A 25226-nucleotide genomic window follows, 5' to 3' on the forward strand; every position below is an offset into this window, starting at 1 on the left:
GTTGATGCCTGAATATGGTTTGCCCGGCGTCGCCGCGGACAAGAAGAAAGCCCGCACGGTCGGGCTGGCGCTGGTCGCGCTGCTCGCGGTGGTGGCGCTGGCCACCTCGCTGTACCGGAATCTGCGCACCGAGGACGGGCTGCGGATCGCACTGCACACCGAACAGGTCGGCGACGGTCTGACCGCGGGTACCCAGGTGCGCCTGGACGGTGTCCAGGTCGGCACCGTCGAGGAGATCAGCCCGGACGCCAACGGCACGCAGCGAATCATGCTGCGGCTGGACGGTTCCCGGCTGCACGGGATCGACGACAGCCTGCGGTTGGATTACGCGCCCGCCAATCTGTTCGGCATCAGCGAACTCGAACTGCTGCGCGGTGCCGGTGGCGCGCCGCTGCGGGCGGGCGCGGTGCTCGATCTGACCGGGCCGCGGGCCGGCCGGGTCTACGACGCCACCATGGGCTCGATCCTGCGCAGCCTGTCGCAGGTCGGCGCGGCGGTGCTGACCCCGCAGCTGGCCACCGTCATCGCCCAGGTCTCCGCGGACTTCAAGGCCATGACGCCGCTGATCCAGGCCTTGATCACGGTCTCGAAGATCATCGCCGACAACCAGAACATGCCCGCCTCGGAGCTGCTGGGCAATCTCGGACCGGCCTTCGACGGCGGCGGCAAGTTCGCGGGCGCGACCATCCAGATCATCGATCAGATCCACGACATCCGGATCGTCCAGACCGACAAGGACCGCTACGACGTGGGCGTGGCCGCGCTGACCGGCCAGATCCTGCCGGGCCTGGCGACCACCGTCACGGCCGCCGGTGACCAATTGGCCGAGGCCACCGACATGCTCGCCCCCATGCTGACCGTGCTCGCCCAGATGGTGCCGCGCCCGCAGCAGTCGGCGACGGAGCTGCGGTTGCTGCTGGAGCGGCTGCGCGCGGCCATGCCGGATACACCGGACGGCCCGGTGCTGAACCTGGAGGTCGATCTCCAGAACGTTCCCGGCGTCGCCGTGCCGCTACTCGGGCAGCGCCTGCCCACCGCCCCCGAGGAGGGATCGCGATGACAGTACGCGCAGCGACCTGGCGGCTCGTGCTGTTCGCGGGCGTGATGATGGTGGTGCTGGCTTTGGTACTGACCGCGATCAAGCGCCCGGTGGACGGCGACACCCACGCCCATGACGCGCTGTTCACCGACGCCAACGGCCTCAAGGTCGGCGACGACGTGCGCATGTACGGCGTGCAGGTGGGCAAGATCGAGGGCATTTCGCTCGAGACGGGGGATGGAAAGGAGGCGAAGCCGACGGGGCGGGTAAGCTCCGTGCAGGCGAAAGTGCGTCTGACCGTGCGGGATTCGACGCCGGTGTACGACAACTCGGTGCTGGCCATCCGATACCAGAACCTCACCGGTCAGCGCTACATCGATTTGCAGCAGCAGCCGAATCCCGGCCTGCGGCTGCCCGGCAACGCGACCATCGGCACCGATATGACCGTCCCGTCGTTCGATGTCACCAGCCTTTTCAACGGTCTGAAGCCGGTCCTCGCGACACTGTCGCCGGAGTCGGTGAACCGGTTCACCGAGAACATGCTCGCGGTGCTCGAAGGTGACGGCAACGGCCTCGGCCCCGCGATGGAATCGATCGCCGAGCTCAGCGCCTACGTCGGTGACCGGCAGCAGGTGATCGGCACGCTGGTGCGCAATATGTCCGACATCGCCGACCGGGTCGGCGGCCGCGTGCACTATCTGGTGCCGCTGCTGGCCCGCCTCTCCGATGTCTTCGGCTCGCTGCGCGAGAACATCGACGGACTGGCCCGTTTCGCGATGACCGCGCCCTCGGTACTCGGCCCGGTGGACCGGCTGCTCGGCGCGCTCGGACTGGACCAGGACGGCGCCGCGGATCTGGACGCCCAGCTCCGCCGTCTGTTCCCGGATCCGGAGCAGGCGGTCGAGGTGTTCGGCAAGCTGCCCGGCCTGCTCACCGCGATCGACAACGCGCTGCCGCACACCGTCGCGGGCTGGAAACCGCAGTGCAGCAAGGGCGACGCCGATGTGCCGGCCCCGCTGCAGGTGCTCATCGCCGGACAGAAGGTGGCGGTATGCAAGGCGTGATCTCCCGGATCTTCGGAGGCGACCGGCGCGTCCTCGACGAGGCCGGCAAGCGGCGGCGCGAGGTGCGCCTCGGCCTGCTCGGGGTGCTGCTGCTGGTGCTCGGCATGATCGCGGCGGGCGCGCTGTACGTGGTGCCGTTCGGCAAGACCACCTACACCGCCGAACTGTCGGAAGCGCAGTCGGTGAAGACCGGCGACGACGTCCGGCTGGCCGGTGTCTCGGTGGGTTCGGTGACCGGTCTGGAGCTGAAGCCGGATCGGGTCGTCATGAGCTTCACCGTCGACAACGACGTCTTCGTCGGTGATCAGAGTTCGCTGGACGTGCGCATGCTGACCGTGGTCGGCGGCCACTACGTCGCACTGTTCCCGGCAGGGGACAAACCGTTGGGCGACACCGCGATTCCCGCGGATCGGGTCCGGCTGCCCTACAGCCTGATGCAGACCTTCCAGGACGCGACCACCCCGCTGGACCGGATCGACGGAGCCACGCTGCGCGAGAACCTGGCCGCGCTGAACCGGTCGGTCGACAGCGCGCCGGACGCGCTGCGCACCACCCTGGACACGGTCGGCGGCTACATCGACGCCATCGACCGCCAGCGCACCCAGGTCTCCAATGCCATCTCCGTGGCCAGTGAGTACGTGCGGCTGTACGACGGCGCCAAGAGCGATCTGAAACGCCTGATGGACAACGCCAATCAGCTGGAGACGGTGCTGCTCGCCAAGCGCGCCGAGATGCGCGAGGCGGTGGGTCTGCTCAACGGCGTCGTGCAGCGGCTGGCCCTGCTCGCGCCGAGCTGGGACGAGACCTTGAAACCCAAGGCGCAGCAGCTCGCGGACGCGCTGCCGCGACTGGACGAACTCGGCGGTCGGCTGGATCCGATGATCGCCTCCGCGCACGCGCTCACCGACAAGCTGCGCGAGCTGGTGATTCCGGAGGGCGGCCTCGTCATCGATCAGTCCGGTGACACCGTGCCCGCGCCCGCCGGACTGTGTGTGCCGCTACCCGGGAAGGAATGCTGATGCTGAACCGGGTACTCGGTAGTCAGGCGTTCATGTCGATCGCGGGGGCGGTGGTCATCGCCTTGCTCGCCGTCGTCGGCTATTTCGTCGCCTTCGATCCGCTGCACAAGACCCAGGCATACTGCGCGATCATGCCCGACAGCATCGGGCTGTACGAGGGCAATCAGGTGACCATGCGCGGCATCGCGGTCGGCACCGTGACCTCGGTGCGCAATCAGGGCGCGACCGTGCGGGTCGACTTCGAGGTCGACGCCGATCATCCAGTGCTCGCCGACGCGGGCGCGACCACGCTGTCGGACACCGTCGTCGCGGATCGGGAACTGGCGGTGCTGTCCACCGGGACCGGGACCGAGCGGTGGGACGGCGGGCAGTGCATCACCAAGACGCTGACCCCGAAGAGCCTGACCCAGACGCTGACGGCCCTGGCGCAACTGTCCGACGAGATCGTGGGACCCGATCCGTCCCAGCCGAATTCGCTCGCCGACGGCCTCTCCGCCCTGGATCGGGCCAGCACCGGGACCGGCCCGCAGATCAACGAGCTGATCAAGAAGCTGGGCTCGGCGCTGAAGTCGCCGGACGCCGATATCGCCAATCTCGCGGGCATTTTCGACGCGTTCGCCTCGGTGTCGAAGAAGGTGCAGGAGCACTGGGGTGATCTGAAGACCATGCTGACCCGGCTCGGTCCCGCCCTGAATCAGGCCAGTACCGAACTGCTCGGGCCCGGCATCCAGTTGTTCGACGGGCTGCGGGAGGTGCTGCCCATGCTCAACGACATCACCACCATGTTCGGCGGGCAGATCGGGGCTCTGCTCGATCGCACTGTGCCGCTGATCAAGCTGCTGCGCGCCAACGCGGGGTCGCTGCGCGACATCGTGCTCACCGCGCCGGTGGTGGCCTCGGCCTTCCGGAGTGTGCTCGACCCGGCCACGGGCGTGGCCGGAATCAGTTACGCGCCACCGAGAGTGGCACTGCCGCAGGCGGACGCGGAGCAGGTGTGCGCCGCGCTCAACGCCCTCGCCCCCGGGCGCTGCGCGGGCGCCTCCGACGGCATGATGCAGGTTTCCCTGACGCAGCTGGTGCTGGGATCGGTTGGTACGCGATGAGATCGGTGACCCTGCGGCTCCCACGGCCGAAAGCGGTGCGGCGCAGCGGAATCGCGCTGGTGCTCGCGGCCACGGTGGCGCTCGGCGGCTGCGGCTTCGATCCCGCCTCGGTGCCGATGCCGGGCACCTCGGTGTCCGGTCCCACCTATCGGGTCCAGATCCAGTTCGCGAATGTGCTGAACCTGCCCGCGCGGGCCAAGGTCATCGCCAACGGCGCCCAGATCGGGACGGTGGACAAGGTCACCGTGATCCCCGCCGATCAGGCCCCGGCGGGTCGCGGCGGTCACGTGGTGGTCGACGCCGAGATCTCGGAGTCGGTTCGCCTGCCCGCCAGCACGATTGCCGAACTGCGGCAGAACACCGTGCTCGGCGATATCCACATCGCCCTGACCACACCCCCGGACGGATTCGGCACGCTGCTCGGCGCCGACGCCGTCATCGATCTGGCGCACAGCCGCCCGCCGGTGCAGCTCGAGGACACCATGGCCGCCATGGCGATGTTCGTGCAGGGCGGCGCGATCGGTCAGTTGCAGGACATCGTCAACCAGTTCAATGCGGTGCTGCCGGCCGACCCGCGCGAGACCGCGCGGATCTCGCAGGTACTCGGCGCGGACGCCGCCGATCTGGCCGCGAACCTGGACGAGGTCGACAAGCTGATCAACGGTCTGGGCACCAATGCCCGGGTGCTGCACGATCTTCGGCCCGAACTCGACAATATCCTCAGTGCCGAATCGGTGCGGCGGGTCGAGGACGCCGCCGGGACGATCGACGGTGTCACCAAGATCTTCGGTGCGCTCGGGCCGGTCGGTGAGTCGCTGGTCTGGCTGGCGCCGCTGGCGCGATCCGGGGAGGCCGCGGCCATCGCGTTCGTGCCGCTGCTCACCGGCGGGCCGCTGGATCTGAGTTCGCCGTCGAACCTCGCGCTGCTGGTCGCGTTGCTGCGGGACAAGGTGATTCCGTTCGCCGAGCGCGGGCCGAAGGTGAATGTCACCGGCGTGCAGGTGAATTCGCAGGACGCCGATGCCGAACAGGTGGACCGGATGGTGCAGGCGCTGCGCATGATCGGAGCTGTGCGATGAAGATCAAGCCGGGTTCGCTGGCCTCGCTCACCGGTATCGCCGCCATTCTCGTGCTCGGCGCGGCCTATCTCACCTTCGGTGTGGTGCGGTTCGATCCGTTCGCCGAATACACCAGCGCGTCCATGCTGCTGCGTAATTCGGGTGGCCTCGGGGTCGGTTCGCCGATTCTGCTGACCGGTATTCCGGTCGGCAAGGTGACTTCGGTCGACAGCACGCCCGCGGGTGTGGAGGTCGGGTTCCGGGTCGACGCCGAGCATCGGCTGCCCACCGACAGCGTGGTCACCGTCGAGCACCTCTCGGCGCTCGGCGAGCCGTATGTGCAGTTCGTGCCCAAGGGCGCCGGCGGGCCGTATCTGCGGGACGGGCAGCGGCTGGACACCGCCGAGGTCCGGACTCCGCTGTCCATCGCCGAGGTGGCGCGGCTGGTCACCAAGACCATGAACCAGCTGGATCCGACCGTGGTGGACTCGCTGGTGCGGACGATGGGCACCGCGCTGGACGGCACCCAGGCGGTGATGCCCGAGCTGACCCGCTCCGGTGATCTGCTGGCAGCCACCATCATGACCCGTTCGCCGCGGATCGCCGAGTTGCTCAACAGCTTCCAGTACACGGCCTCCGACATCGCCTGGGCCGATCCGGCGCTGTCGGAGGCCGCGCCGAATTTCGCCGAGTTCGGCCGGGTGCTCGATGGGCTGGTCGAGGCGGTGGGCCGGGTGGTCACCGCGGCCGGTGCTCCCGAGATGTATCTCGAGGGTAATGGCCTGGTGCCGTTCCTGGAGCAGCTCACCCGGTGGCTCGAGGAGGTCGGCCCGGAACTGAAGGCGCTGATTCCGGGGTTGCGGCCGGTGACGGACGCGGTCACCTCGAGTGCGCCCGCGCTCGATCTGAGCGCGCTGATCTCGCAGGCGCTGGCGGGCACCGATGCGGACGCAGTGCGGGTGCGGGTCGCCGTCAAGTGAGTCGCGCTTCCGCGCCGGGGAATCGCGCGGAAATTCAGCTAATAGTCGGACAACCGAATTCGCTGGTATTGAACTGCGAAAATATGGCATGTCAAAGGTGACCGAGATTTCAGCAAACTTCCGGTAGCCTCTCCGGAGATCAGCTATTCGTGACGATATTCCCTGTTTAACAGAGGAGGCGGTGCGAAGGTGGAATCCGAGGGCGACCCCGGGCCGAGAGACGATCGGCGCGACAACACCCGTGCGCTGTCCATTGCCGCCGCCGTGGCGGCAGGGGCAGCGGTGGTTGTTTCTGTCGCCTTGACGCTGCGCTCGGAGGAACCCGCGGACAATCGCACTCAGGGCGCCGCCGCCTACTCCGCCACCGACCCGAATTCACCGACGGTGGCGCCACCGCCCGCGCCGCCTTTTCCCGCGCGGCAGATCGGCGACGACTGCTCGGCCGGTGGCGTCCAAGCCCGCTGGGATAAGCGCGACGGCGAATGGAACTGCGCCGCGGTGAAACTCGGGCCCAACGGAAAACGAGTGGGGGAGGACTGCTCCGGCGACGGCGTCACCAAGCGCTGGGGCTTCCTGCCCGACGGCAGCTGGGCATGCAGCCCGCCGCCGCCGGTGGTAGCCGGCGCCACCACCGTTCCACCGCCGCCCGCACCGGCCCCGCCGCCCGAATTCGTTCCGCCGCCGGAACCGGTCGGGCCCGCCCCCGAATATCAGCCCGAGTACGTCCCCGACTACGAACCGCCCCCGGCGCCGGAGCCGGTCGAAGAGGCGCCGCCTCCTCCGCCCCCACCGCCGCCCCCACCCCCACTGATTCCCGATCTACAGCTCCCGCCCCTGCCCTTCCTCCCCCCACCGAGGTGACCGCGCGCATGCCCGCTGTACCGACCTCCCGCTGGACCACGCTCCGTCAGATCCTGATCGCGCTGCTGCTGTTCCGACTATGGCGCGCGGGTCGTCTCTGCCACGCCCCGCCGCCCCCGCTGCCCACCCGCACACCCCGGCTCGCCGGCCCGCCGCGCTGGCGGCAGCGCCTGCACGCGCCGCACCCCGACCTCGGCGACCCGGCCCCGCTGCCCACCCGGGCCTGTCGCCACATCCCGCGCTGACCCATACCGAACACGCTGGTTGACGGGGCGCGCTGGGCGCGTTCCCGAAAATCGGTGGACGCGGCTGGGATCGTTGAAGGGTGATCGACAGTACGGATGCCGTCCAGGTCCCTACCCTCTGGGCAGCTCGTTGAACCCGATGTGGTGGCGCCGCTTCTCGGCCAAGAAGCCCGAGCGTCGCATTACCGCACCGGCCCCGGCGCCCTGGGGCAATCGGCTGCGTCCCAATCCCACCGCCACCCGGCCGCCCAACCGCGCCAGCACCCGCTACCTGCGCCGATACTAGGAATTCGTCGGCGCGGCTGGCGTCGAAAACCGAGTGAGAGCCGCAGACTGGGCGGCTATGGACCAGTTGGTGCTGATGTTCACGCTGCTGTTCGCGACCATCCTGGCCGAGCCGCTGGCCCGGCGCATCGGCATCGCCTCCCCGGTCCTGATGACGCTCTTCGGCTGCGTGGTCGCGCTGATTCCGTGGGCGCCGCGTATCCACCTCCCGCCGGATCTGATCCTGCCGCTGGTGCTGCCGCCGCTGCTGTACGCGGCCGCCCGTCGTACCTCCTGGCAGCAGTTCGCGGAGAACTGGGGTCCGATCGCGCTGCGCGCGGTCGGGTTGGTGATCGCGACCGCCGCGGCGGTCGCGGCGGTCTTCCATCGCTGGTATCCGGGCGTGCCCATCGCGGCGGCGGTGGTGCTGGGCGCGACGATCGCGCCACCGGATCCGGTGGCGGCCACCGCACTGGCGAGCAAACTGGGTCTGCCGCGTCGATTGGTGGTGGTCCTGGACGGCGAGGGCCTGTTCAACGATGTCACCGCCATCGTCATCTACACCGTCGCGATACAGGCGGTGCTGACCGGCCACTTCTCCACCGCCCACGCGGTGGGGGAGTTCGTCGTCTCCGCGGTGGTGGCGGTGCTGGTGGGCCTCGCGCTGGGCTGGGCGGGCAGCAAACTGACCGCGTTGCTCGACGAGGCGTCCTGGCAGGTGGCGGCGAGCCTGCTGCTCCCGTTCGCCGCCTACGGGTTCGCCGAGGCCTGGCACGGATCCGGTGTGCTCGCGGTGCTGGTGTGCGCGCTGTATCTGACAGACGCCGTCACCGATATCGGCGACCGGGACTATCGACTGGTCGGCGACTCGTTCTGGGAGATCGCCGAAATGCTGCTCGCCGGTTTCGCTTTCGGGCTGATCGGTCTGGAACTGGCGACCGTGCTGGAGACCGCCGGGCATGATTGGCCCCGGCTGCTCGGCGTGGCCGGTGCGGTGATCGCCACGGTGGTCGTGCTGCGCCTGGTGTGGCTGCTGGCGACCTGGGCGATCGGCCGCGGCTGGTGGCGGCGCCTGGACGCCGACGAACCCTACACCTGGCGCGAAACCATCGTCACCTGGTGGGCGGGTATGCGCGGGGTCGCGAGTGTCGCTCTGGCCCTGGCTATTCCGCTGCTGACCGAGGCCGGTGCGCCGTTCCCCGGGCGCACCGAGATTCTGTTCACGGCCTTCGCGGTGGTGCTGTTCACCCTGCTGGTGCAGGGCCCGACGCTGCCGCTGGTGGTCCGGCTCACCGGGGTGCACGCTGACACCCAGCACGAACGTGAGCTGGAGCGGCAGCTGTGGGAACGGGTGATGCGCGCCCAGCTCGCCAGGTTGAAAGAGCTTGCGGCCAGCGAACATCTGCCCGACGAGCTCTACGAGCGGCTGCGGGACCAGTTCATGGCCCGGCTGGCCCGCGCCGATCCGCAGGCCGCCGACGAGGAGGACGCCCGGGCCCAGGCGGTGCGCGATCTGAAGGTGATGCACAGGGTGCGGGAGGAGATCGTGGAGGCCGGACGGCATGAGGCCCAGGCCGCCCGCCGCGAGCCGGGCATGCCGCCGGATCTGGTGGACCGGGTGACGCGTCGGCTGGATCTGGGCCGGATGAAATCCTTTTAGCGGCCGTTCCACCGGTTGTTTGGGGCGCAATTCGCCGGGAATAGCTCCGGTGTATTACCTATTTCAGCGACCACGGGATTGTCATGATCATTCTCATCGGGCTGTTCGTTCTGATCGCGGCGGTTGTCGTCGGCGTCGCCGGTGTGGCGGCGAATTCCGGCGAATTCGATGCTTCGACAGGTGAATTCGCGGTATTCGACTACAGCTTCACCGCATCGGCGGGCGAACTCTTCCTCTACGGCATTGCCGTCGGTGCGGTCGGCATGCTCGGCCTCGGGCTACTGTTCACCGGACTGGCCCGTACTTCCGCACGCAGCCGGGCCACGCGCCGGGAATTGCGCCGGTCGCGCAAACAGATGGCGGCGACGCAACCCGCGAAGAAACAACCGGCCGCCACCGCACGGTGATTCGTGCACCGCAGAAAAGGAGCTAGGACATGATTGTTCTCGGATTGGTATTGCTGGTCTTGGGCTGGCTACTCGGCATCCCACTTCTGGTCACGGCCGGAATCATCGTGCTGATCATCGGCGCGGTGCTGATGATCGCCGGTCAGGTCGGCCGCCCGATCGGCGGCCGCCGGCACTATTACTGAGCGCGTCAGATTCCGGAAACGTCGGCCAGCTGTCCTATTCCGTAGGTGACGGCCATGGCGACGGCCCCGCCGACCACCACGCGCAGCACCGCCCGGCTGGGTGCGCTACCGCCCAGCCGGGCGCTGATGCTCCCCGTGGCGGCCAGGGCCAGCAGGACGGCGACGAAGGTCACCGGTATCCGCCACTGCACCGGCGGCAGCAGGATCGCGCACAGCGGGAGTAGCGCGCCGAGGGTGAACGACACCGCCGAGGAGAACGCGGCGTGCCAGGGATTGGTGAGTTCGTCCGGATCCAAACCCAATTCGGCTTCGGCGTGCGCGGCGAAGGCATCGTGGGCGGTGAGCTCCTCGGCGACCTTGCGCGCGGTCTCGGCCGTCAGGCCCTTGGCCGTGTAGATGCCCGCGAGCTCCGCGAGTTCGGTATCGGGCTCCTCCTTCAGCTCGCGGGCCTCCTTGGCCAGCAGCGCGCGTTCGGAATCGCGCTGGGTGCTGACCGAGACGTACTCGCCCACCGCCATCGAGATCGCGCCCGCGCCGAGCCCCGCGATGCCCGCGGTCAGGATGGCCGAGGTGTCGGTGCTCGCGGCGGCCACGCCGACCACGAGGCCGGCGGTGGAGACGATGCCGTCGTTCGCGCCGAGCACGCCCGCGCGCAGCCAGTTCAGCCGCGAGGCCAGCGCCTCGGTGTGCGGTTCGTGGGGGTGCGGATCCATATCCGGACCTTAACCGCTGGTACGCAGGGTATCCGCCAGCCGCACCGCGAGCGCCACGATGGTCAGGGTCGGATTCGCGTGCCCGGTCGTCGGGAAGACCGAACTGCCCGCGACGAACAGATTTTCGACACCGTGCACGCGGCAGTCCGGGTCGACCACGCCGGCGTGCGGGCGCTGCGCCATCCGGGTGGTGCCGGTCGGATGCGCCCAGTCGGTGAGCGCGGGCGTCCGGGTGCTGCCGGGCATCGCCCAGTCGTAGAGCGCCGGTTCGGGATAACCGAGTCCGGCGAACTGCTCGACCGCCAGGGCCGCCGCCCGCCGCACGGTCGAGTCCTCCTGCTCGTGCACTCGCCAGTCGATCCGCGCCAGCGGCATGCCGAGCCGGTCCACCCGATCGCTCAGCGTGACCCGGCTGTCGGGGTCGGGTACCTGTTCGACCATGCAGCGCAGTTCGATTCGGTCCAGCTTGTGCGGCAGCCCCGCATGCTGGATCAGGCGGCGGCGCGCCCCGGCGAGCAGCAACCGGGAATTCGCGACCGCGACCCGTGCGTCGTGCCGGGTGCCGCGCCCGCGGATGAGCTGTTTCACCGACTCCCACGGGTCGTCGTCGGCGGGCACCTCCTGGAGCCACAGGGCGCAGTTCAGCAGCTGCTCCGTGCGCTGTACGTCCGGATGCAGGGCCAGGCCGTGCAGAAAGGTGTGCCGCCCGTGCGGACTCTTGACCACGTATTTTCCGAACCGGCGCAAGGCTTTCCGGGACTGGGTGGGTGTCAGCTCGCCGACCGCGCCGCAGCGGTGGTCCATCAGATAGCGGCCCACCAGATCGTGCCGGTTGCCGATGCCCTCGGGCCGGACCGTGCGCGAGGCCAGCAACAGGCGCGGGGTGTTGATGCCCCCGGCCGCGAGGACGAAGTACCGCGCCCGCACCGTGCGCGGCGCCGGATCGGCCACCCGCGCGGCCAGCACGCGGCGGCCGTCCGGATCGGTGTCGAGCCGGGTGACGGTGGCATCGACCAGCACCCGGATATTCGGTGCGACAAGGTCTTTCACATGCCTGCCGAAACGCTTGCAGTCGAACGGATCGACCGGATCGCGGCTGATCTGCCAGAAGTAGGGGCGAAACCACTGCGGGTCCAGGCTCTTTCGCGGCCGGGTGCGCTCGGCCAGCTCCCAGAACGCGTCGTCGGTGAACCCGGTGCCGTAGCCGATGCCGATGTGGCGGGCGGCGCGGTCCAGGTACGGATCGAGATCGATACGGGGCCAGCCGGATTCGGGCACCCACGGGCGCGCGCTGAAATCCAGGTCGTCGAGCAGGCCGCAGCGGCCGCTCCAGGTATGGGAATTGCCGCCCAGAACACGGTCGCCCGCCACCCGGCCGGTACCGGCGCGTGGTGCGCCGATCTGCTCGGCGTCGTCCAGGGCGTTGGCCGCCTCGGTGGCCGCGCGGCCACCGCTCTCCAGCACCAGTACCCGCAAACCGGTGCCGGCGAGTTCGGCAGCCAAGGTCGAACCGGCGGGGCCCGAACCGATGACGCAGATGTCGGCGGTCAGCTCCGCGTCGGCGACCGTGCTCAGCTCATCGATGCGCATCCGCGTTCCTCCCAGCGCCCCGCAACGTTCTCACTGTAGGCAGGGTGGCGCGGCGGCGGAGGCGAATACCGGTGCGCCCTAGAGGTTACGGGCGTGGCGGGCCTTCCGGACGGGCGTGGGATGCGGGATGACCCGGTGGTGGATCAATTGCAGCCCGAACAGCAGCAGCAACGACAGCGCGGCGGTCAGATAGTCGCCGAGCAGCACGGCCAGCAGCGCGAAACCGCCGAAGACCGGCAGTTCCAGCAGGGCGCACCAGCCGAGTACCCGTAGTCGGGTCGCGTTCGAATCCAGCCAGCGCACACCGTCATCGATGATCTCGCGGGCGGTCACGGGGCAGACCATGCCGTCACCGACCTGCACGAAACGGTGCACGGCCTCGTCACGGGACAGCTCGCCGAGCCAGGCCCGGTCGATCAGGCGCTTGCCCTCCTCGGCGACCTCTCTGACCGTATCCATTCGGCCCCTTCCTCACCCGGCTCAGCCACCCGTCATCGCCGGCGTACGCCGGGAACTGCGGCAGAAGTCTAGGGGGCGCTCAGGACAGTGCCTAGAGGTGATTCGCGCCGCCTGCGCGATGTCCGGTCCGGTTCGCCGAACCCCCGCTCATGCTGGCATGCTGACCCGCATGATCAAGGGTGCACGATGGATGGCCGGAATCGCGGCGGGCGCGCTGCTGCTGGCCGGTTGTAGCGAGTCGAAGTCGGAGGGCAGCACGGCGGCGCCGAGCACGCCGCGCGAGCAGTTGCTGCTCACCGTGGACGAATTCCCGTCCGGGGTGAAGAAGATCGATCTGCCCAAGGACAAGCTGGACGCGGCGGCCGCCGATATGGCCGGGCTCCAGGACTCCGCGACCCTCACCCCCGCCGAATGCGCTGCGACCACAAAGGATCTCAGCACCGCCAGCAAGTCGCTGCTGGCCGAGTCGGCCGTGATCGCCGCGACCGACGCCAAGACCGGGGTCATGTACCTGGAATTCGTGTCCGGCCGCACCGGCGATCTGCAGTCCATCACCGACGGCAACAAGCGCTGCGCTGAGGTCACCGTGACCAGTACGGTCGAGGGCAAGCAGATCAGCACCGTTGCCAAGGTCGAGAACCTCAGCGTGCCAGCGGATCTGAAGGGCACGACGGCGATCGTCTACCGCACCACGACCGTCTCCACGGTCGGCGCCGGCAAGCCGCTCACCTCGGTCGGCTACCAGGGTATGGCGGTGCTGCGCGGCACCACCGTGGTCGTGCGCACCAGCGCCCTGAAGGACTCGCTGGACGAGGCCGCGTTCCAGAAGGTGTTCCTCGACGCGGTCCGCAAGGTGGAGAAGGCGGCCTAACCCGCCCGGCGCACGGCGCTGGGGGTCAGGTCCCACCAGCGCCGGCAGCAGCGGGTGAAGGTCGCCTGCTCGGAAAGGCCCAGCAGCGAAGCGATCTGGGTCATCGGCATATCGGTGGTGGTCAGATAGCGGCGCGCCTCCTCGCGGCGCACGGCGTCCAGGATGTGCGCGAAGCTGGTCCCCTCGGCGGCCAGCCGGCGTTGCAGGGTGCGCGGGTGCAGCGTGAGAAGTGTTGCGACGATGTCGATCTCGGGTGGCGTGGTGCCCAGCAGCTGCCGCAGCGCGGCCTGCACCCGGGGCACCATGGACCCGCCCGCCTGCTTGGCCTGTTCGGCCAGGAACGCGATGGCCAGCCGGTGCAGATTCTCGTCGCCGCCGGCCAGGGTCTTGCCGGTCAGCGCGCCGGGCACCCGCAGCACGGCGGCCGGTCGGCCGACCCGCACCGGCGCGCCGAAGAATTCCTCGTAGACGCGCAGCGGAGCCTGCGGGCGATAGGGGAGTTCGACCGAACGCAGACCGTAGCGGGCGCCGGCCAGGCGCTCGATGGTGCGGTGCAGGAAGCCCAGGCCCAGGTCGGTGCCCTGGACCGGCGTCGGCAGCCCCGGCTGCGTGCCGTAGCGCAGTGCGACGACGCCGCGATCGGCGTAGGGGTCCGGTTCCAGGCTCAGGCTCAGCGAGCGCGCGTGCACGAACAGATAGCGCGAGGTGCACTCCAGCGCGTCGGTGAGGGTGGGGGAGTTGCGGATGGCAAGCGCCAGCGGCCCGAGCATGTCCAGATCCTGCCGGTAGGCGATCCGGAGTCCGAGATCGGCACAGTTCAGCCGGTGTGCGGCGAGTTCGAGCACGGCCGCCATGGCGTCGTCGGGGACCAGGAGATCGTCGGCGTCCAGCGCGGCGATCGGCAGCCCGACGGCGGTGGCCAGCTCCTCGGCGTCGCCGCCGAGCTCGGCCACCACCGCGCGGAAGCCGCGCAGTCCGGCCGACCTGATTACCGACATGTCGTCCAGAATCAAATAGTTGTCGCGCAAAGTCAAGAATCCGGGTGACAGCTTTTCCACACTGGAGACATGAACGCTGAGGTTCGGGACCATGTGGATGTCGTCATCGTCGGTGCGGGCCTGTCCGGCATCGGTGCGGCCTACCGGCTGCAAACCGAATGCCCCGGCCGCAGCTACGCCATCCTGGAGGCGCGCGACGCCCTCGGCGGCACCTGGGACCTGTTCCGCTACCCCGGAATTCGCTCCGATTCCGACATGTTCACCCTCGGCTACCCGTTCAAGCCGTGGCGTGACGCCAAAGCCATCGCCGACGGGCCGTCCATCCTGCGCTACATCAAGGAGACCGCGACCGAATTCGGCATCGACCAGCACATTCGATACCGAACCAAGGTCGTGGCAGCCGAATGGTCCTCCGGTACCGCGCGCTGGACGCTGACGGTCGCCACCGACGCCGGTGAGCGCACCATGACCTGCAACTTCCTCTATGCCTGCGCGGGCTACTACAACTACGATCAGGGCCACGCGCCCGAATTCACCGGCGCGGAAAGCTTTTCCGGCCGCATGGTGCATCCGCAGTTCTGGCCCGAGGACCTCGATTACACCGGCAAGCGCGTCGTAGTGATCGGCAGCGGCGCCACCGCCGTCACCCTGGTGCCCGCCATGGCCGAGACCGCGGCCTCGGTCACCATGCTGCAACGCAGCCCGACCTGGATCAGCGCCGTGCCCGGCCGCGACAAGCAAGCCGACAAGATCCGGGAGCTGCTCCCGGCGGATCTGGCGCACCGGGTGATCCGCACCAAGAACATCCTGTTCAGCATTGGTTTCTACCAGTATTGCCGCCGCCGCCCGGAGTCCGCGCGCAAACTGCTGACCGGGCTCACCACCCGGATCCTGAAGGACGAGCAGGCGGTTGCCGAACACTTCACGCCGTCCTACGACCCGTGGGATCAGCGGCTGTGCGCGGTGCCCGACGCCGACTTCTTCAAGGCGATGAAGAAGGGCAAGGCGAAGGTGGTCACCGACCACATCGAAACCTTTGTCCCCGAAGGTATCCGGTTGAAGTCCGGCCGAGTGCTCGAGGCCGACGTCGTGATCACCGCGACCGGTCTGCAACTGCTCGCCTTCGGCGGTATCACGCCGATCGTCGACGGCCGCAAGGTCGAGATCTCCGAGCAGTACGTCTGGCAGGGCGCCATGCTCACCGGCGTCCCCAACTTCGCGGTCTGTATCGGCTACACCAACGCGTCCTGGACCCTGCGCGCCGACCTCACCCACCGGCTGATCTGCAAGGTGCTGCGCCATATGGACCGCAACCGCTTCACCGCCGTCGTCCCCGAACCCGCGGGCAAGCTCACCGAGCGCCCCCTGCTGGACCTGGCCTCCGGCTACGTCCAGCGTTCCATCGCCGCCTTCCCCCGTCAGGGCGATCGTCACCCCTGGAAAGTCCGCCAGAACTACCTGCTCGACACCGCCACCACCATGCGCACCGACCTGCGCAAAACTCTGGTCGGCACGCGCTGAGGGCCCGGGCAGCTGCGCCGACGGTAGTCATATCGGGGCGATGACCGGGCAGCGAGCCCCGGTCCGGCTGTCCTCGTTCGGCCGTGTGGATGGGTCAGGTGCCCGGGGACGAGTCGCGGCGGGCAGTTGATCCGGCGCGGGTGGCCTCGTCGATCTCGTCCACCGCGGTGCGGATGGTGTTGCCGTAGGCGTCGTCGGCGAGGGTGTGCAGGCAGGCGCGGGTGGCGGCGAGGGCGGCGTGCGCCGCATCGAACGAACCGAGGCGGCGGTAGTTGTCGGCCAGGTTGAGATGCAGCGACGGGTAGAAGCCCGCCACGTCGAGGGACGAATGGTGCTGGCGTGCGCGCTCGTTCGTCAGGCTGTCGGCGGCATCGAGGGCCCGCACATCCCAGACCAGTGCCTGCGCGGGATCGGGCTGTAGGTCGGCCAGGAAGTGCGCGAGCGTGCACCGGTGCAGCGGATCACCCTGCGGCCCCAGCGTTGCCCACAGTTCGGTGAGGGCTGTGCGCGCCTGCCCCGTCTCGCCTTCGCGGCCTAGCGTCACCGCCCGCATGATTGCGTCCATGGTCGGGTCCGAAATGCTGTCCATCAGCTGAACTCCTTGTCTATCAATGGGTTTCGTGATCAATCGGGGTGCCGGCCGTTGTTCCGGTGCGCCGATTCGGTCTGCTGGTCGGCGTCGTGACCCGCAGTGCTGGCCTCGGGACGAGTCGACCGCCGAGGTCGCGGTAGTCGTCCCGGGTCGGGAACGTTGCGGTGCAGGGATTCGGATCAGGGGATTCGGATCGGCATTACCACTGTGGTCAGGTCGCCGTCGGTGGCGGAGCGGACGATGACGGGGGCGTCGGGGGCGGCGAGGTCGAGCATGATCTCGGGGCCTACGGCGGTGGTGAGGGCGGGGCGCAGGACCTCGGGGGCGAAGGCGATGTCGAGGGGGGCACCGGCGACGGTGGCGGGCAGGCGGCCCCAGCCGGGCACCGCGCATTCCGACTCGGTGAGCGACAGCGTGATCGGGGTGCGGTCACTGGCCGCGAGCAGCGCCGCGCGATCGACGACCACACGGGTCCGGATCTCGGGGAGGCCGCCCAGGATGCTGCGATAGTCCGGGAACGGCTCCGCGATCGCGTCACAGCAGTACTCGATTCCGTCGGCCGCCACCAGCAGGGACTCCTCGGACGCGGACAGGCTCACCGCCGCGGCTCCGCGCAGGCGCTCGGCGACTGTTGCCAGCGCGTCGGCGTCGGCCACGACGGACCACCGGCCGACGCCCTGACGTGGCACCAGGGTGCGGGTCGTCAACCGATAGCGATCGGTCGCGGTCACGGACAGTGTGGAACTGTCGGCCTCCAGGTAGATCCCGCACAGCACGGGGAATTCGCTGTCGCGCGCACAGGCCGAACGGACCTGCGCCACCGCTTCGGCCAGTGCCGCCCCACCGATGACGATGGCGGCGAGTCCCTGTTTGAGCTCCTCGGCGATTTCCGCCGCCGCCTGGGCGCGCTGCCGTAACTCGCGCACATAGCCGTCGAGCACCTGCGCCGCTTCCCTCGGCTCGCCGTCCAGAATCCGTGCGACCGCGTCCAACGGCACCCCGATCTCCCGCAGCCGCCGCAGCGCGACCGCGCGCCCGCACTGCTCCTCGGTGTAGTACCGGTAGCCGGTCACAGGGTCTACCCGGGCCGGAGGCAGCAGTCCACAGTCGTCGTAGAAGCGCAGTGCGCTGGCGGTGACGCCCGTGGCGCGGGCCATCGCGCCGATCGTCAATTCAGTCACGGGGACATAGTGGGGCTTCGAGTTGGGTGAAGGTCAACTGCGGGTGCCCGGGCTACAAGACCCGGCTACTTCCCGCCCGGCGTATACGGAATACCGTCCGCCGCGGGCGCGACTGCCCGGCCGATGAACCCGGCGACCACGACCAGCGTCACCGCGTACGGCAGCATCCCCAGGAACTCGGTTGGGATCGGATTGCCCGGCATCGTGTTCAGGAACCGCTGGAGCGCGCTGGAGAACCCGAAAAGCAGTGCGGCGGACAGCACTCCGAAGGGATGCCAGCGTCCGACGATCATCACCGCCAGCGCGACGAAGCCCAGCCCAGCCGTCATGTTCTTGCTGAACGACACATTGTTGGCGATCGTGAAGAACGCACCGCCGAAGCCGGAGAGTGCGCCCGCCACGGTCACGTTCCAGAACCGCAGCCGATTGACATTGATCCCGGCCGCGTCGGCGGCGGCGGGATGTTCGCCGACGGCGCGGGTGCGCAGCCCCCAGCGGGTGCGGAACAGCAGAAACGACACCGCGAATACGCAGGCCAATGCCACGTAGACGAAGACGTTCTGGTCGAACAGCACCGGCCCGAGGATCGGGATGTCGGCCAGGAATCCGAGCGAGTCGCCGACGCGCTGCACGGTGGCGGGCTGGTTGAGCGACCCGTCGGCGCGCATCAGCCGCTCGTAGAGGAATCCGGTCAGACCCAGGGCGAGCAGGTTCAGGATGATGCCGGTCACCACCTGGTTGACCTGGAACCGGGTGGCCAGCCAGGCCAGCAGCAGCGTGGAGCAGACTCCGGACAGGGTGGCGGCCAGCATGCCGACGTAGGCGTTGCCGCTGATCGAGGCCAGCAGCGCGGCGGTGAACGCGCCGGTCAGGAATTGCCCCTCGATGCCGAGATTGATGACACCGGAGCGTTCGGCCACCACACCGGACAGCGCGCCGAAGATGAACGGCAACGCCAGGAAAAGCGTTGTTGCCAGCACGAATTCGACCGGGAAGCCGACTCCCGGGGTGACCGTCCAGGACAGCGCCCCGACGACCAGCGCAGCCACGCCGCCGCCGATCAGCAGGTTGTCGCCGCGCCGCAACCGGGCTTTCGGCACGGTGAGCAGGGCGACTCCGGCGAGCGCCGCGAGCACGCCGGTCGCGAGCACCACGATCAGCGTCGCGACGGTCCAGTTCGCGTCGACGGTCTGGTCCAGCCGGTAGGTGGTGGTGCGGCCGGAGTCGATCAGCAGCAGACCGAGTCCGCCGAGCCCGACGCCGACACCGGCCAGCCCGGCCCCGGCCGCCGTGTGCCGTCGCAATGCTTTGTCGGACACCGCGATCCGCGGTTCGGTGCTGGTCACCAGCCCCTCGCTTCCAGAGTGTTGAGCCCGCCGCTCGGTGTCCGCAGCCGCAGCAGGGTTTTCACCAGTGCGGGCGCGGCGATGAAGAGCACGATGACGGCTTGGAGCAGGGTGGACATCTCCACCGGGATGGCCGGCTGCATGTGCAGGGTGCCGGATTTCAGGGCTCCGAAAAGCAGTGCGGCGGCGACGATTCCGCCGGGGTGCGCGCGCCCGAGCAGCGCCACGGTGATGCCGTCGAAACCGTACTCCACCGCGGTGCCGGGATTCACCGTGTAGGGGTTGAGCCCGAGTGCCAGCGCGGCGCCGCCGAGCCCGGCCAGCGCACCCGCTACCCCCATGGTGGTGGTGAAGGTGCGCCCGATGTCCATGCCCGCGGTCTCCGACGCGTGCGCGTTGGCGCCGACCGCGCGGATCCGGAAGCCGAAGGTGGATTTGCTGAGCAGCCACCAGGTTCCGGCGGCCAGCGCCAGGCCGAGCAGCAGGCCGATGCTGACCCGCAGTCCCGATCCGGCCCAGCCCAGCAGCTGCGGCAGCCGCGCGGACGCGGCGACGGGTTTGGAGACCAGTTCCTGCGAGGTCACCGAATGGATGAACGTGGTGCCCAGCGCCCACATCAGGAAGTAGGCGGCGATATTGTTCAACATGATCGACGAGATGACCTCGTGCGCACCGGTTCTCGCCTTGAGATAGCCGGGGACCGCGCCGAGCAGCCCGCCCGCCAGTCCACCGGCGAGCAATGCCAGCGGAAGATGCAGCAGCGCGGGCAGTTCCACCGCGAATCCGACGATGAGCGCACCGAGCATGCCGAAGATGAACTGCCCCTGCGCGCCGATATTGAACAGTCCGGCGCGGAACGCGAGCCCGACCGCAAGGCCGGTGAACAGCAGCGGAGTGGCGTAGGTCAGCGTCTCCGAGAGTGGGCGCAGCACCTGGGCCAGGGTGGCGTCGCCGGCCAGGAATTGTTGCAGGCGGCCGATATCGAGGATGGAACCCTCGAACAGATCCTGGTAGGCGGTGCGCACGGCCCACCAGGAGGAGTTGAGCGCGTCGCCCGGTCGCGCGAACAGATAGCCGAACGTGCCGCGCACGCCCGGATCGGAGACGATGATCAGTACCGCGCCGATGGCGAAGGCCAGCAGCAGCGAGTAGACCGTCACCATCACGCTGTTGGCTTCGGTCAGGTAGCGAACGAAGGTGGGGCCGAAGCCTTTTCGGTTCGGCTCGGTTTCCGGTTCGGTGGTCGTGGTCACGCGTCGCCTGCCGGGGTCTCGGGTCGGTGGCCGATCATGAGCTGGCCGATGTCGGAGCGGGGCGCCTCGGGTCCCACCTCACCGGCGATCCGGCCGTTGTAGATGACGGCCACCCGGTCCGCGAGGGCCAGGATCTCGTCGAGTTCGGCGGAGATGAGCAGTACGGCGGTGCCGGTGTCGCGCTCGGCGACCAGGCGGGCGTGGATGAATTCGATGGCGCCGATGTCGACGCCGCGAGTCGGTTGCGCCGCCACCAGCACCTTGCGCGGCCGGGAGAATTCCCGGGCGATGATCACCTTCTGCTGATTGCCCCCGGACAGCGCGCTCACCCGTTCCTCGGGGCCCTGGGTGCGAATGTCGAACTCCGCGATGGATTGTGTGGCGATCTCGCGCACCGCCTGGTCGTCGACCACGCCGTGGCGCGACAGCGGCGGCTCCCGGTACTGGTTGAGCGCGATGTTCTCGGCGACGGTGAAATCACCGACCAGGCCGTCGCGAGCCCGGTCTTCCGGGATGTAGCCGAGTCCGGCGGCGATCCGCCGGTACGGGTGCCACCGGGTGACCTCGGTACCGGTCATGGTGACCGAACCCGCCGTGGGCGTAAGTGTTCCGAGGATGGCGCGGGCCAGTTCGGTCTGGCCGTTGCCTTCCACGCCGGCCAGGCCGACGATCTCGCCCGCGCGCACGGTGAGGTTCAGGCCGTCGACCACGGGCACGCCGCGATCGTCGAGCACGGTGAGATCGGTGATCCGCAAGGCGATTTCGCCTGGTTTCGCCGGAGATTTGTCGACCGTGAGCGAGACTTCGCGACCCACCATGGCCGCCGCCAGTTCCGCCTCGCTGTCGGCGGGCGCGGCCTCGGCCACCACCTTGCCGCGCCGGATGACCGTGATCGTGTCCGCGACCGCTTTCACCTCCTTCAGCTTGTGACTGATGAAGATGATCGACATGCCCGAATCCGCGAGATTGCGCATGATCGTGAGCAATTCGGCCACCTCGGGCGGGGTGAGCACCGCTGTGGGCTCGTCCAGGATCAGCAGTTCGGTGTGCCCGGACAGCGCTTTGACGATCTCCACCCGCTGTTGCACACCGACCGGCAGGTTCTCGCAGATCGCGTCGGGGTCCAGGGCCAGCCCGTAGCGTTCGGAGACCTCCTGGACCGCGCGCCGGGCGGCGGCGCGGTCCAGGATCCCCGCTCTGCCGTGCTCGCGGCCCAGCTGGACGTTGTCGGCGACGCTGAACGGGCCCACCAACTTGAAATGCTGGTGCACCATGCCGATTCCGGCGGCGATGGCGTCGCCGGGCGAGCGGAATCGCACCGGCGCGTCATCGATCAGGATCTCCCCGGCGGAGGGCTCGAGAATCCCGTACAGCATGTTCATCAGGGTGGATTTGCCCGCGCCGTTCTCGCCGAGGACGGCGTGGATCTGGCCCGGCAGCACTACCAGGTCAATCGCGTCGTCCGCGACGAAATCGCCGAATCGCTTGGTCAGGCCGCGTAATTCGAGGCGCATACGCTAGGGCTTCGGCGCGGCGGGGGAGCTGACCACCACGGTGCCCGCGACGATGTCGGCCTGCAACTGCTTCAGCTCCTGCTTCAGGGCCTCGGGCACCGTGCTGTCGAAATCGTAGAACGGCGCCAGCGCGACACCCTTGTTGTTCAGCGTGCCCACGTAGCGGCCGTCCTTGGGTCCCTCGTTGAAGGCGTTGTCGATCGCGACCCGGATCGCCGAGCTGATGTCCTTCATCGAGGAGGAGAGCATGATCTGCTTGTATTCCGGAACCGCCTGGTAGCCATCGGAATCCACCCAGATCATGGTGGCCTTGCCGGTGTCCTTGATGGCCGACGCGCCGCCGAGGCCGACCGGCCCGGCGACCGGGTGGACCACATCGGCGCCCTGGGCCAGGAAGTTCTCGGTCAGTGACCGGCCCGCGCTGGTGTCGTCGAAATTGCCGGTGAACGAACCCTTCTGGGCCTGGGTGTCCCAGCCGAGCACCGCGGTGCTGGTGTTGTGCACCTGGTTGTACTTGGCGACACCGGCGGCGAAGCCGTCCATGAAGATGGTGACCGCGGGAATCTGCATCCCGCCCCAGGTCGCGACCTTGCCGGTCTTGGTCGTGCCCGCCGCGAGATAACCTGCCAGATACGAGGATTGGGCGGCGTTGAACTCCATCGAGTACACGTTCGGTAGGTCGACGTGCGAGTCGACCAGGGCGAAGCGCTTGTCGGGGTTCTCCTTGGCGACCGTGGTGATCGCGTCCGCCATCAGGCCGCCGACGCCGATGACCAGACCGCAGGCCGCGTCGTCGGCCGAGGCGCGCAGGTTGGGTTCGTAGTCGGCGGTGCTGTTGGACTGCCGGTAGCTGCCCGAGATCGCCTTGTTGGCGTCGACCGCGGCCTTGACGCCGTTCCAGCCGGATTCGTTGAACGATTTGTCGTCCACGCCGCCGGCATCGGTCACCATGCAGGCCCGGAATTTCGCGTCCGGGGCGCCGTAGGTGTTCCCGGATCCGGCGGATCCCTTCTCGGCCGGGGGCGAACCGCATGCGGTGAGCAGCGCGAGCGCGACGGCGGCACCGCCGGCGACGATGGTCTTCAAGGCAGTGGCAGATCTCATCTGGACAGATTTACCGCATTCCCGGTCCGCGCGATTGGAATTGAAACATTGCTTTACACAATCGCGGGATCGCCGGGCTCAGGGCCGTCCGGCGCCGGGAGCGGGAGCCGGGAATGCCACCACCTGCCCGCTCGGTGCGTCGGATTCGCCGCCCCAGCGCTGCCCGACCACGTAGAGGCGCGGATTCTCGCCCCGGCTGAGCACGCAGGCGAACGCGCCGCGGTCCAGGGCGCGGGTGGCCGAGCGCGCGCCGCCGGGCGCGACCCGGACGCAGTGCCCGTTGCCCACATCGGCGTACCAGAGGTGGCCTTCGGCGTCGAAGCAGATGCCGTCGGGGTGGTCCCCGGGCGTCTTGGCCCAGACCCGGCGCCCGCCCAGCGTTCCGTCGTCCTGGATGTCGAAGGCGGTGAGCTGCTCGGCGTAGGACTCGGCGACCACCAGGGTGCGCCCGTCGGGTGCGATGGCCATCCCGTTCGGGAACGCGAGCCCGTCGGCGACCTCGGCGACGCTGCCGTCCGACGTGGCGCGCACGATCCGGCCGGGCGCGAATTCCCCGCCGGGGAAGTCGAATCCGATGGTGTTGACGTAGGCGTTGCCGTGCGCGTCCACCACGATGTCGTTCCACGGTTTGTCCGAGATGGGGGCCAGATCGGCGTGCGGCACGAGCGCGCCGTCCGGTTCCCGGCGCAGCAGCCGCCGCCGCGTCGAGTCGACGATCAGGAGCCGGCCGTCGGGCAAGAAGTCGATGCACATCGGGAACGAGTCGACGCGCGCGACGACTTCGGGCCGATGATCGGCGTCGAGCCGGATCACCTGTCCGGCGCCCCAGTCGGAGAACCAGAGGCGATCCGCGTGCCAGCGTGGTGATTCTCCGAACGCGATGCCCTCCAGCAGTACCTCGGGTGTGGTCATGGCGAATCCCTTCGTCGTCGATACCGGTACAGACGGCGTGGGGGACCGGGATTCACCGAGGGCGGGCGGATTTGCCGAAAGTGGTTGTGCGCTGGGTCACAGTGGAATATGTTGCAGCGAACAACATTCGCTCGACACGACCGGCCCGGCCTGCTGGGCGGTCCGATGAAAGGCCCACCATGCGTAAGGGCATTCTCACCATCACCGCTGTTTCGGCCGCACTGCTCGGCTCACTCACCGCCTGCGGCGACGACACCGGCGGCAGCGGCTCCGGCGCCGAGATCGGGGTGATCCTGCCGGACAGCAAGACCTCGGCGCGCTGGGAAACCGCGGACCGGAAATACCTCCAGGAAGCCTTCGACAGCGCGGGGGTCAAGGCCGATATCCAGAACGCCCAGGGCGACAAGGGCGCGTTCCAGACCATTGCCGACCAGATGATCACCAATGGCGCCAAGGTCCTGCTGATCACCAACCTGGACAGCGGCACCGGCAAGGCCGTGATCGAGAAGGCCCGCTCGCAGGGCGTCACCGTCATCGACTACGACCGGCTCACCCTCGGCGGCGGCGCCGAATACTACGTGTCCTTCGACAATGTGAAGGTGGGCAACCTGATCGGCCAGGGGCTGGTGCGCTGCCTATCGGACAAGAACGCCCAGAAGCCCGTGGTCGCCTACCTGAACGGCGGCCCCACCGACAACAACGCCACGCTGTTCCGCAACGGCTACGACGGCGTGCTGAAGCCGAAATTCGACTCCGGCGACTACCTCAAGGGCCCGGATCAGGCCGTTCCGGAGTGGGACAACACCAAGGCGGGCACCATCTTCGAGCAGATGCTCACCGGCACACCGAATCTCGGCGGCGTGGCCGCGGCCAACGACGGAATGGCCAATGCCGCCATCGCGGTGCTGCGCAAGCAGAAGCTCAACGGCCAGGTCCCGGTCACCGGCCAGGACGCCACCGTGCAGGGCCTGCAGAACGTGCTCGTGGGCGATCAGTGCATGACCGTCTACAAGGCGATCAAGCAGGAGGCGGCCGCGGCCGCGCGGCTGGCCATCGCGCTCACCAAGGGCGAGAAGGGCACCACCAACGGCACGGTGGCCGATCCGGAATCGAAGAAGGACGTGCCCTCGGTGCTGCTGGAACCCAAACCGATCTACAAGGCCGACGTCAAGGACGTGGTCGCCGACGGCTATGTCACCAAGAGTGAACTGTGCACCGGCGATTTCGCGAAACTCTGCGCGGACAACGGAATCTGACGAACATATCGGCTCCGCCGCGGTACCGATG

At 68.7% G+C, this 25226-nt stretch carries 25 protein-coding genes; 14 read left to right on the top strand and 11 right to left on the bottom strand.

Going from position 1 to position 25226, the window contains the following annotated elements:
* Positions 1-4 precede the first annotated feature (4 nt).
* The 11 genes from ACFVMC_RS27220 to ACFVMC_RS27270 all read left to right on the top strand — a co-directional run bounded on the left by ACFVMC_RS27220 (position 5) and on the right by ACFVMC_RS27270 (position 9885).
* The gene (locus ACFVMC_RS27220) at positions 5-1060 is read left to right on the top strand and encodes an MlaD family protein (protein WP_379214844.1); all 1056 of its coding nucleotides are present in this window, start codon (positions 5-7) and stop codon (positions 1058-1060) included.
* Entirely contained in the window at positions 1057-2103 is a 1047-nt protein-coding gene (locus tag ACFVMC_RS27225; protein ID WP_379214846.1) for an MlaD family protein, read from the top strand. Before ACFVMC_RS27220 ends, ACFVMC_RS27225 begins: the two co-directional genes overlap by 4 nt.
* A complete protein-coding gene (locus tag ACFVMC_RS27230; protein ID WP_379214848.1) occupies positions 2091-3122 on the top strand; it encodes an MlaD family protein in 1032 nt (343 codons plus the stop codon). The genes ACFVMC_RS27225 and ACFVMC_RS27230 overlap by 13 nt, the downstream gene beginning before the upstream one ends.
* Positions 3122-4225 carry an MlaD family protein gene (locus tag ACFVMC_RS27235; RefSeq protein ID WP_379214850.1) on the top strand — a complete coding sequence of 368 codons (1104 nt, stop codon included), beginning with the start codon at positions 3122-3124 and terminating at the stop codon, positions 4223-4225. The genes ACFVMC_RS27230 and ACFVMC_RS27235 overlap by 1 nt, the downstream gene beginning before the upstream one ends.
* Positions 4222-5304, top strand: a complete 1083-nt coding sequence (locus ACFVMC_RS27240; protein WP_379214852.1) for an MlaD family protein — start codon at positions 4222-4224, stop codon at positions 5302-5304. The genes ACFVMC_RS27235 and ACFVMC_RS27240 overlap by 4 nt, the downstream gene beginning before the upstream one ends.
* Entirely contained in the window at positions 5301-6263 is a 963-nt protein-coding gene (locus ACFVMC_RS27245; RefSeq protein WP_379214853.1) for an MlaD family protein, read from the top strand. Before ACFVMC_RS27240 ends, ACFVMC_RS27245 begins: the two co-directional genes overlap by 4 nt.
* 189 nt (positions 6264-6452) lie before the next feature.
* On the top strand, positions 6453-7124 hold the full coding sequence (locus ACFVMC_RS27250) for a hypothetical protein (RefSeq protein ID WP_379214854.1): 672 nt from the start codon (positions 6453-6455) through the stop codon (positions 7122-7124).
* 8 nt (positions 7125-7132) lie between these two features.
* A complete protein-coding gene (locus ACFVMC_RS27255; protein ID WP_379214855.1) occupies positions 7133-7369 on the top strand; it encodes a hypothetical protein in 237 nt (78 codons plus the stop codon).
* Positions 7370-7712: 343 nt separating this feature from the next.
* Entirely contained in the window at positions 7713-9293 is a 1581-nt protein-coding gene (locus ACFVMC_RS27260) for a Na+/H+ antiporter (protein WP_379214857.1), read from the top strand.
* Positions 9294-9376: 83 nt separating this feature from the next.
* Positions 9377-9700, top strand: a complete 324-nt coding sequence (locus tag ACFVMC_RS27265; RefSeq protein ID WP_379214858.1) for a hypothetical protein — start codon at positions 9377-9379, stop codon at positions 9698-9700.
* A gap of 29 nt (positions 9701-9729) precedes the next feature.
* On the top strand, positions 9730-9885 hold the full coding sequence (locus ACFVMC_RS27270; protein WP_379214860.1) for a DUF6131 family protein: 156 nt from the start codon (positions 9730-9732) through the stop codon (positions 9883-9885).
* A gap of 5 nt (positions 9886-9890) precedes the next feature.
* On the opposite strand, the gene ACFVMC_RS27275 is transcribed toward ACFVMC_RS27270, so the two are convergent.
* From ACFVMC_RS27275 to ACFVMC_RS27285, 3 genes are all read right to left on the bottom strand, one after another.
* Positions 9891-10598, bottom strand: a complete 708-nt coding sequence (locus ACFVMC_RS27275) for a VIT family protein (RefSeq protein WP_379214862.1) — start codon at positions 10596-10598, stop codon at positions 9891-9893.
* A 9-nt stretch (positions 10599-10607) separates the two neighbouring features.
* Positions 10608-12188 carry a GMC oxidoreductase gene (locus ACFVMC_RS27280; protein ID WP_379214864.1) on the bottom strand — a complete coding sequence of 527 codons (1581 nt, stop codon included), beginning with the start codon at positions 12186-12188 and terminating at the stop codon, positions 10608-10610.
* A gap of 78 nt (positions 12189-12266) precedes the next feature.
* Positions 12267-12647 carry a hypothetical protein gene (locus tag ACFVMC_RS27285; protein ID WP_379214866.1) on the bottom strand — a complete coding sequence of 127 codons (381 nt, stop codon included), beginning with the start codon at positions 12645-12647 and terminating at the stop codon, positions 12267-12269.
* Positions 12648-12816: 169 nt separating this feature from the next.
* On the opposite strand from ACFVMC_RS27285, the gene ACFVMC_RS27290 reads away from it, so the two are divergent.
* Positions 12817-13518 carry a hypothetical protein gene (locus ACFVMC_RS27290; protein ID WP_379214868.1) on the top strand — a complete coding sequence of 234 codons (702 nt, stop codon included), beginning with the start codon at positions 12817-12819 and terminating at the stop codon, positions 13516-13518.
* Here ACFVMC_RS27290 and ACFVMC_RS27295 read toward each other — a convergent pair.
* On the bottom strand, positions 13515-14516 hold the full coding sequence (locus ACFVMC_RS27295) for an AraC family transcriptional regulator (protein WP_379214870.1): 1002 nt from the start codon (positions 14514-14516) through the stop codon (positions 13515-13517). The genes ACFVMC_RS27290 and ACFVMC_RS27295 overlap by 4 nt on opposite strands.
* A gap of 69 nt (positions 14517-14585) precedes the next feature.
* Here ACFVMC_RS27295 and ACFVMC_RS27300 point away from each other — a divergent pair, with 69 nt between their 5' ends.
* Positions 14586-16037: a flavin-containing monooxygenase gene (locus ACFVMC_RS27300; protein ID WP_379214872.1), complete on the top strand. Its 1452-nt coding sequence runs from the start codon at positions 14586-14588 to the stop codon at positions 16035-16037.
* A 94-nt stretch (positions 16038-16131) separates the two neighbouring features.
* Here the strand turns inward: ACFVMC_RS27300 and ACFVMC_RS27305 are convergent, their stop codons facing one another.
* The 7 genes from ACFVMC_RS27305 to ACFVMC_RS27335 form a co-directional block, all read right to left on the bottom strand.
* Positions 16132-16626, bottom strand: coding sequence for a hypothetical protein (locus ACFVMC_RS27305; protein ID WP_379214874.1), 495 nt, complete (start codon positions 16624-16626; stop codon positions 16132-16134).
* 182 nt (positions 16627-16808) lie between these two features.
* Positions 16809-17810 (bottom strand): MerR family transcriptional regulator, encoded by a 1002-nt coding sequence (locus ACFVMC_RS27310; RefSeq protein ID WP_379214876.1) that lies wholly within the window; start codon positions 17808-17810, stop codon positions 16809-16811.
* Positions 17811-17875: 65 nt separating this feature from the next.
* Positions 17876-19156, bottom strand: coding sequence for an ABC transporter permease (locus ACFVMC_RS27315; protein ID WP_379214878.1), 1281 nt, complete (start codon positions 19154-19156; stop codon positions 17876-17878).
* Entirely contained in the window at positions 19153-20409 is a 1257-nt protein-coding gene (locus ACFVMC_RS27320) for an ABC transporter permease (RefSeq protein ID WP_379214879.1), read from the bottom strand. The genes ACFVMC_RS27315 and ACFVMC_RS27320 overlap by 4 nt, the downstream gene beginning before the upstream one ends.
* Complete coding sequence (locus ACFVMC_RS27325) at positions 20406-21923, bottom strand: ABC transporter ATP-binding protein (RefSeq protein ID WP_379214881.1); 1518 nt, start codon at positions 21921-21923, stop codon at positions 20406-20408. The genes ACFVMC_RS27320 and ACFVMC_RS27325 overlap by 4 nt, the downstream gene beginning before the upstream one ends.
* A 3-nt stretch (positions 21924-21926) precedes the next feature.
* Positions 21927-23027, bottom strand: coding sequence for a BMP family protein (locus ACFVMC_RS27330; RefSeq protein ID WP_379214883.1), 1101 nt, complete (start codon positions 23025-23027; stop codon positions 21927-21929).
* 78 nt (positions 23028-23105) lie between these two features.
* On the bottom strand, positions 23106-23939 hold the full coding sequence (locus ACFVMC_RS27335; protein WP_379214884.1) for an SMP-30/gluconolactonase/LRE family protein: 834 nt from the start codon (positions 23937-23939) through the stop codon (positions 23106-23108).
* 179 nt (positions 23940-24118) lie between these two features.
* Between ACFVMC_RS27335 and ACFVMC_RS27340 the strand changes: the two genes are divergently transcribed.
* The gene (locus ACFVMC_RS27340) at positions 24119-25195 is read left to right on the top strand and encodes a sugar ABC transporter substrate-binding protein (protein WP_379214886.1); all 1077 of its coding nucleotides are present in this window, start codon (positions 24119-24121) and stop codon (positions 25193-25195) included.
* Positions 25196-25226: the final 31 nt, after the last annotated feature.

Origin of the sequence: Nocardia sp. NPDC127579, from assembly GCF_042672005.1 — a bacterium.
Classification (GTDB): Bacteria; Actinomycetota; Actinomycetes; order Mycobacteriales; family Mycobacteriaceae; genus Nocardia.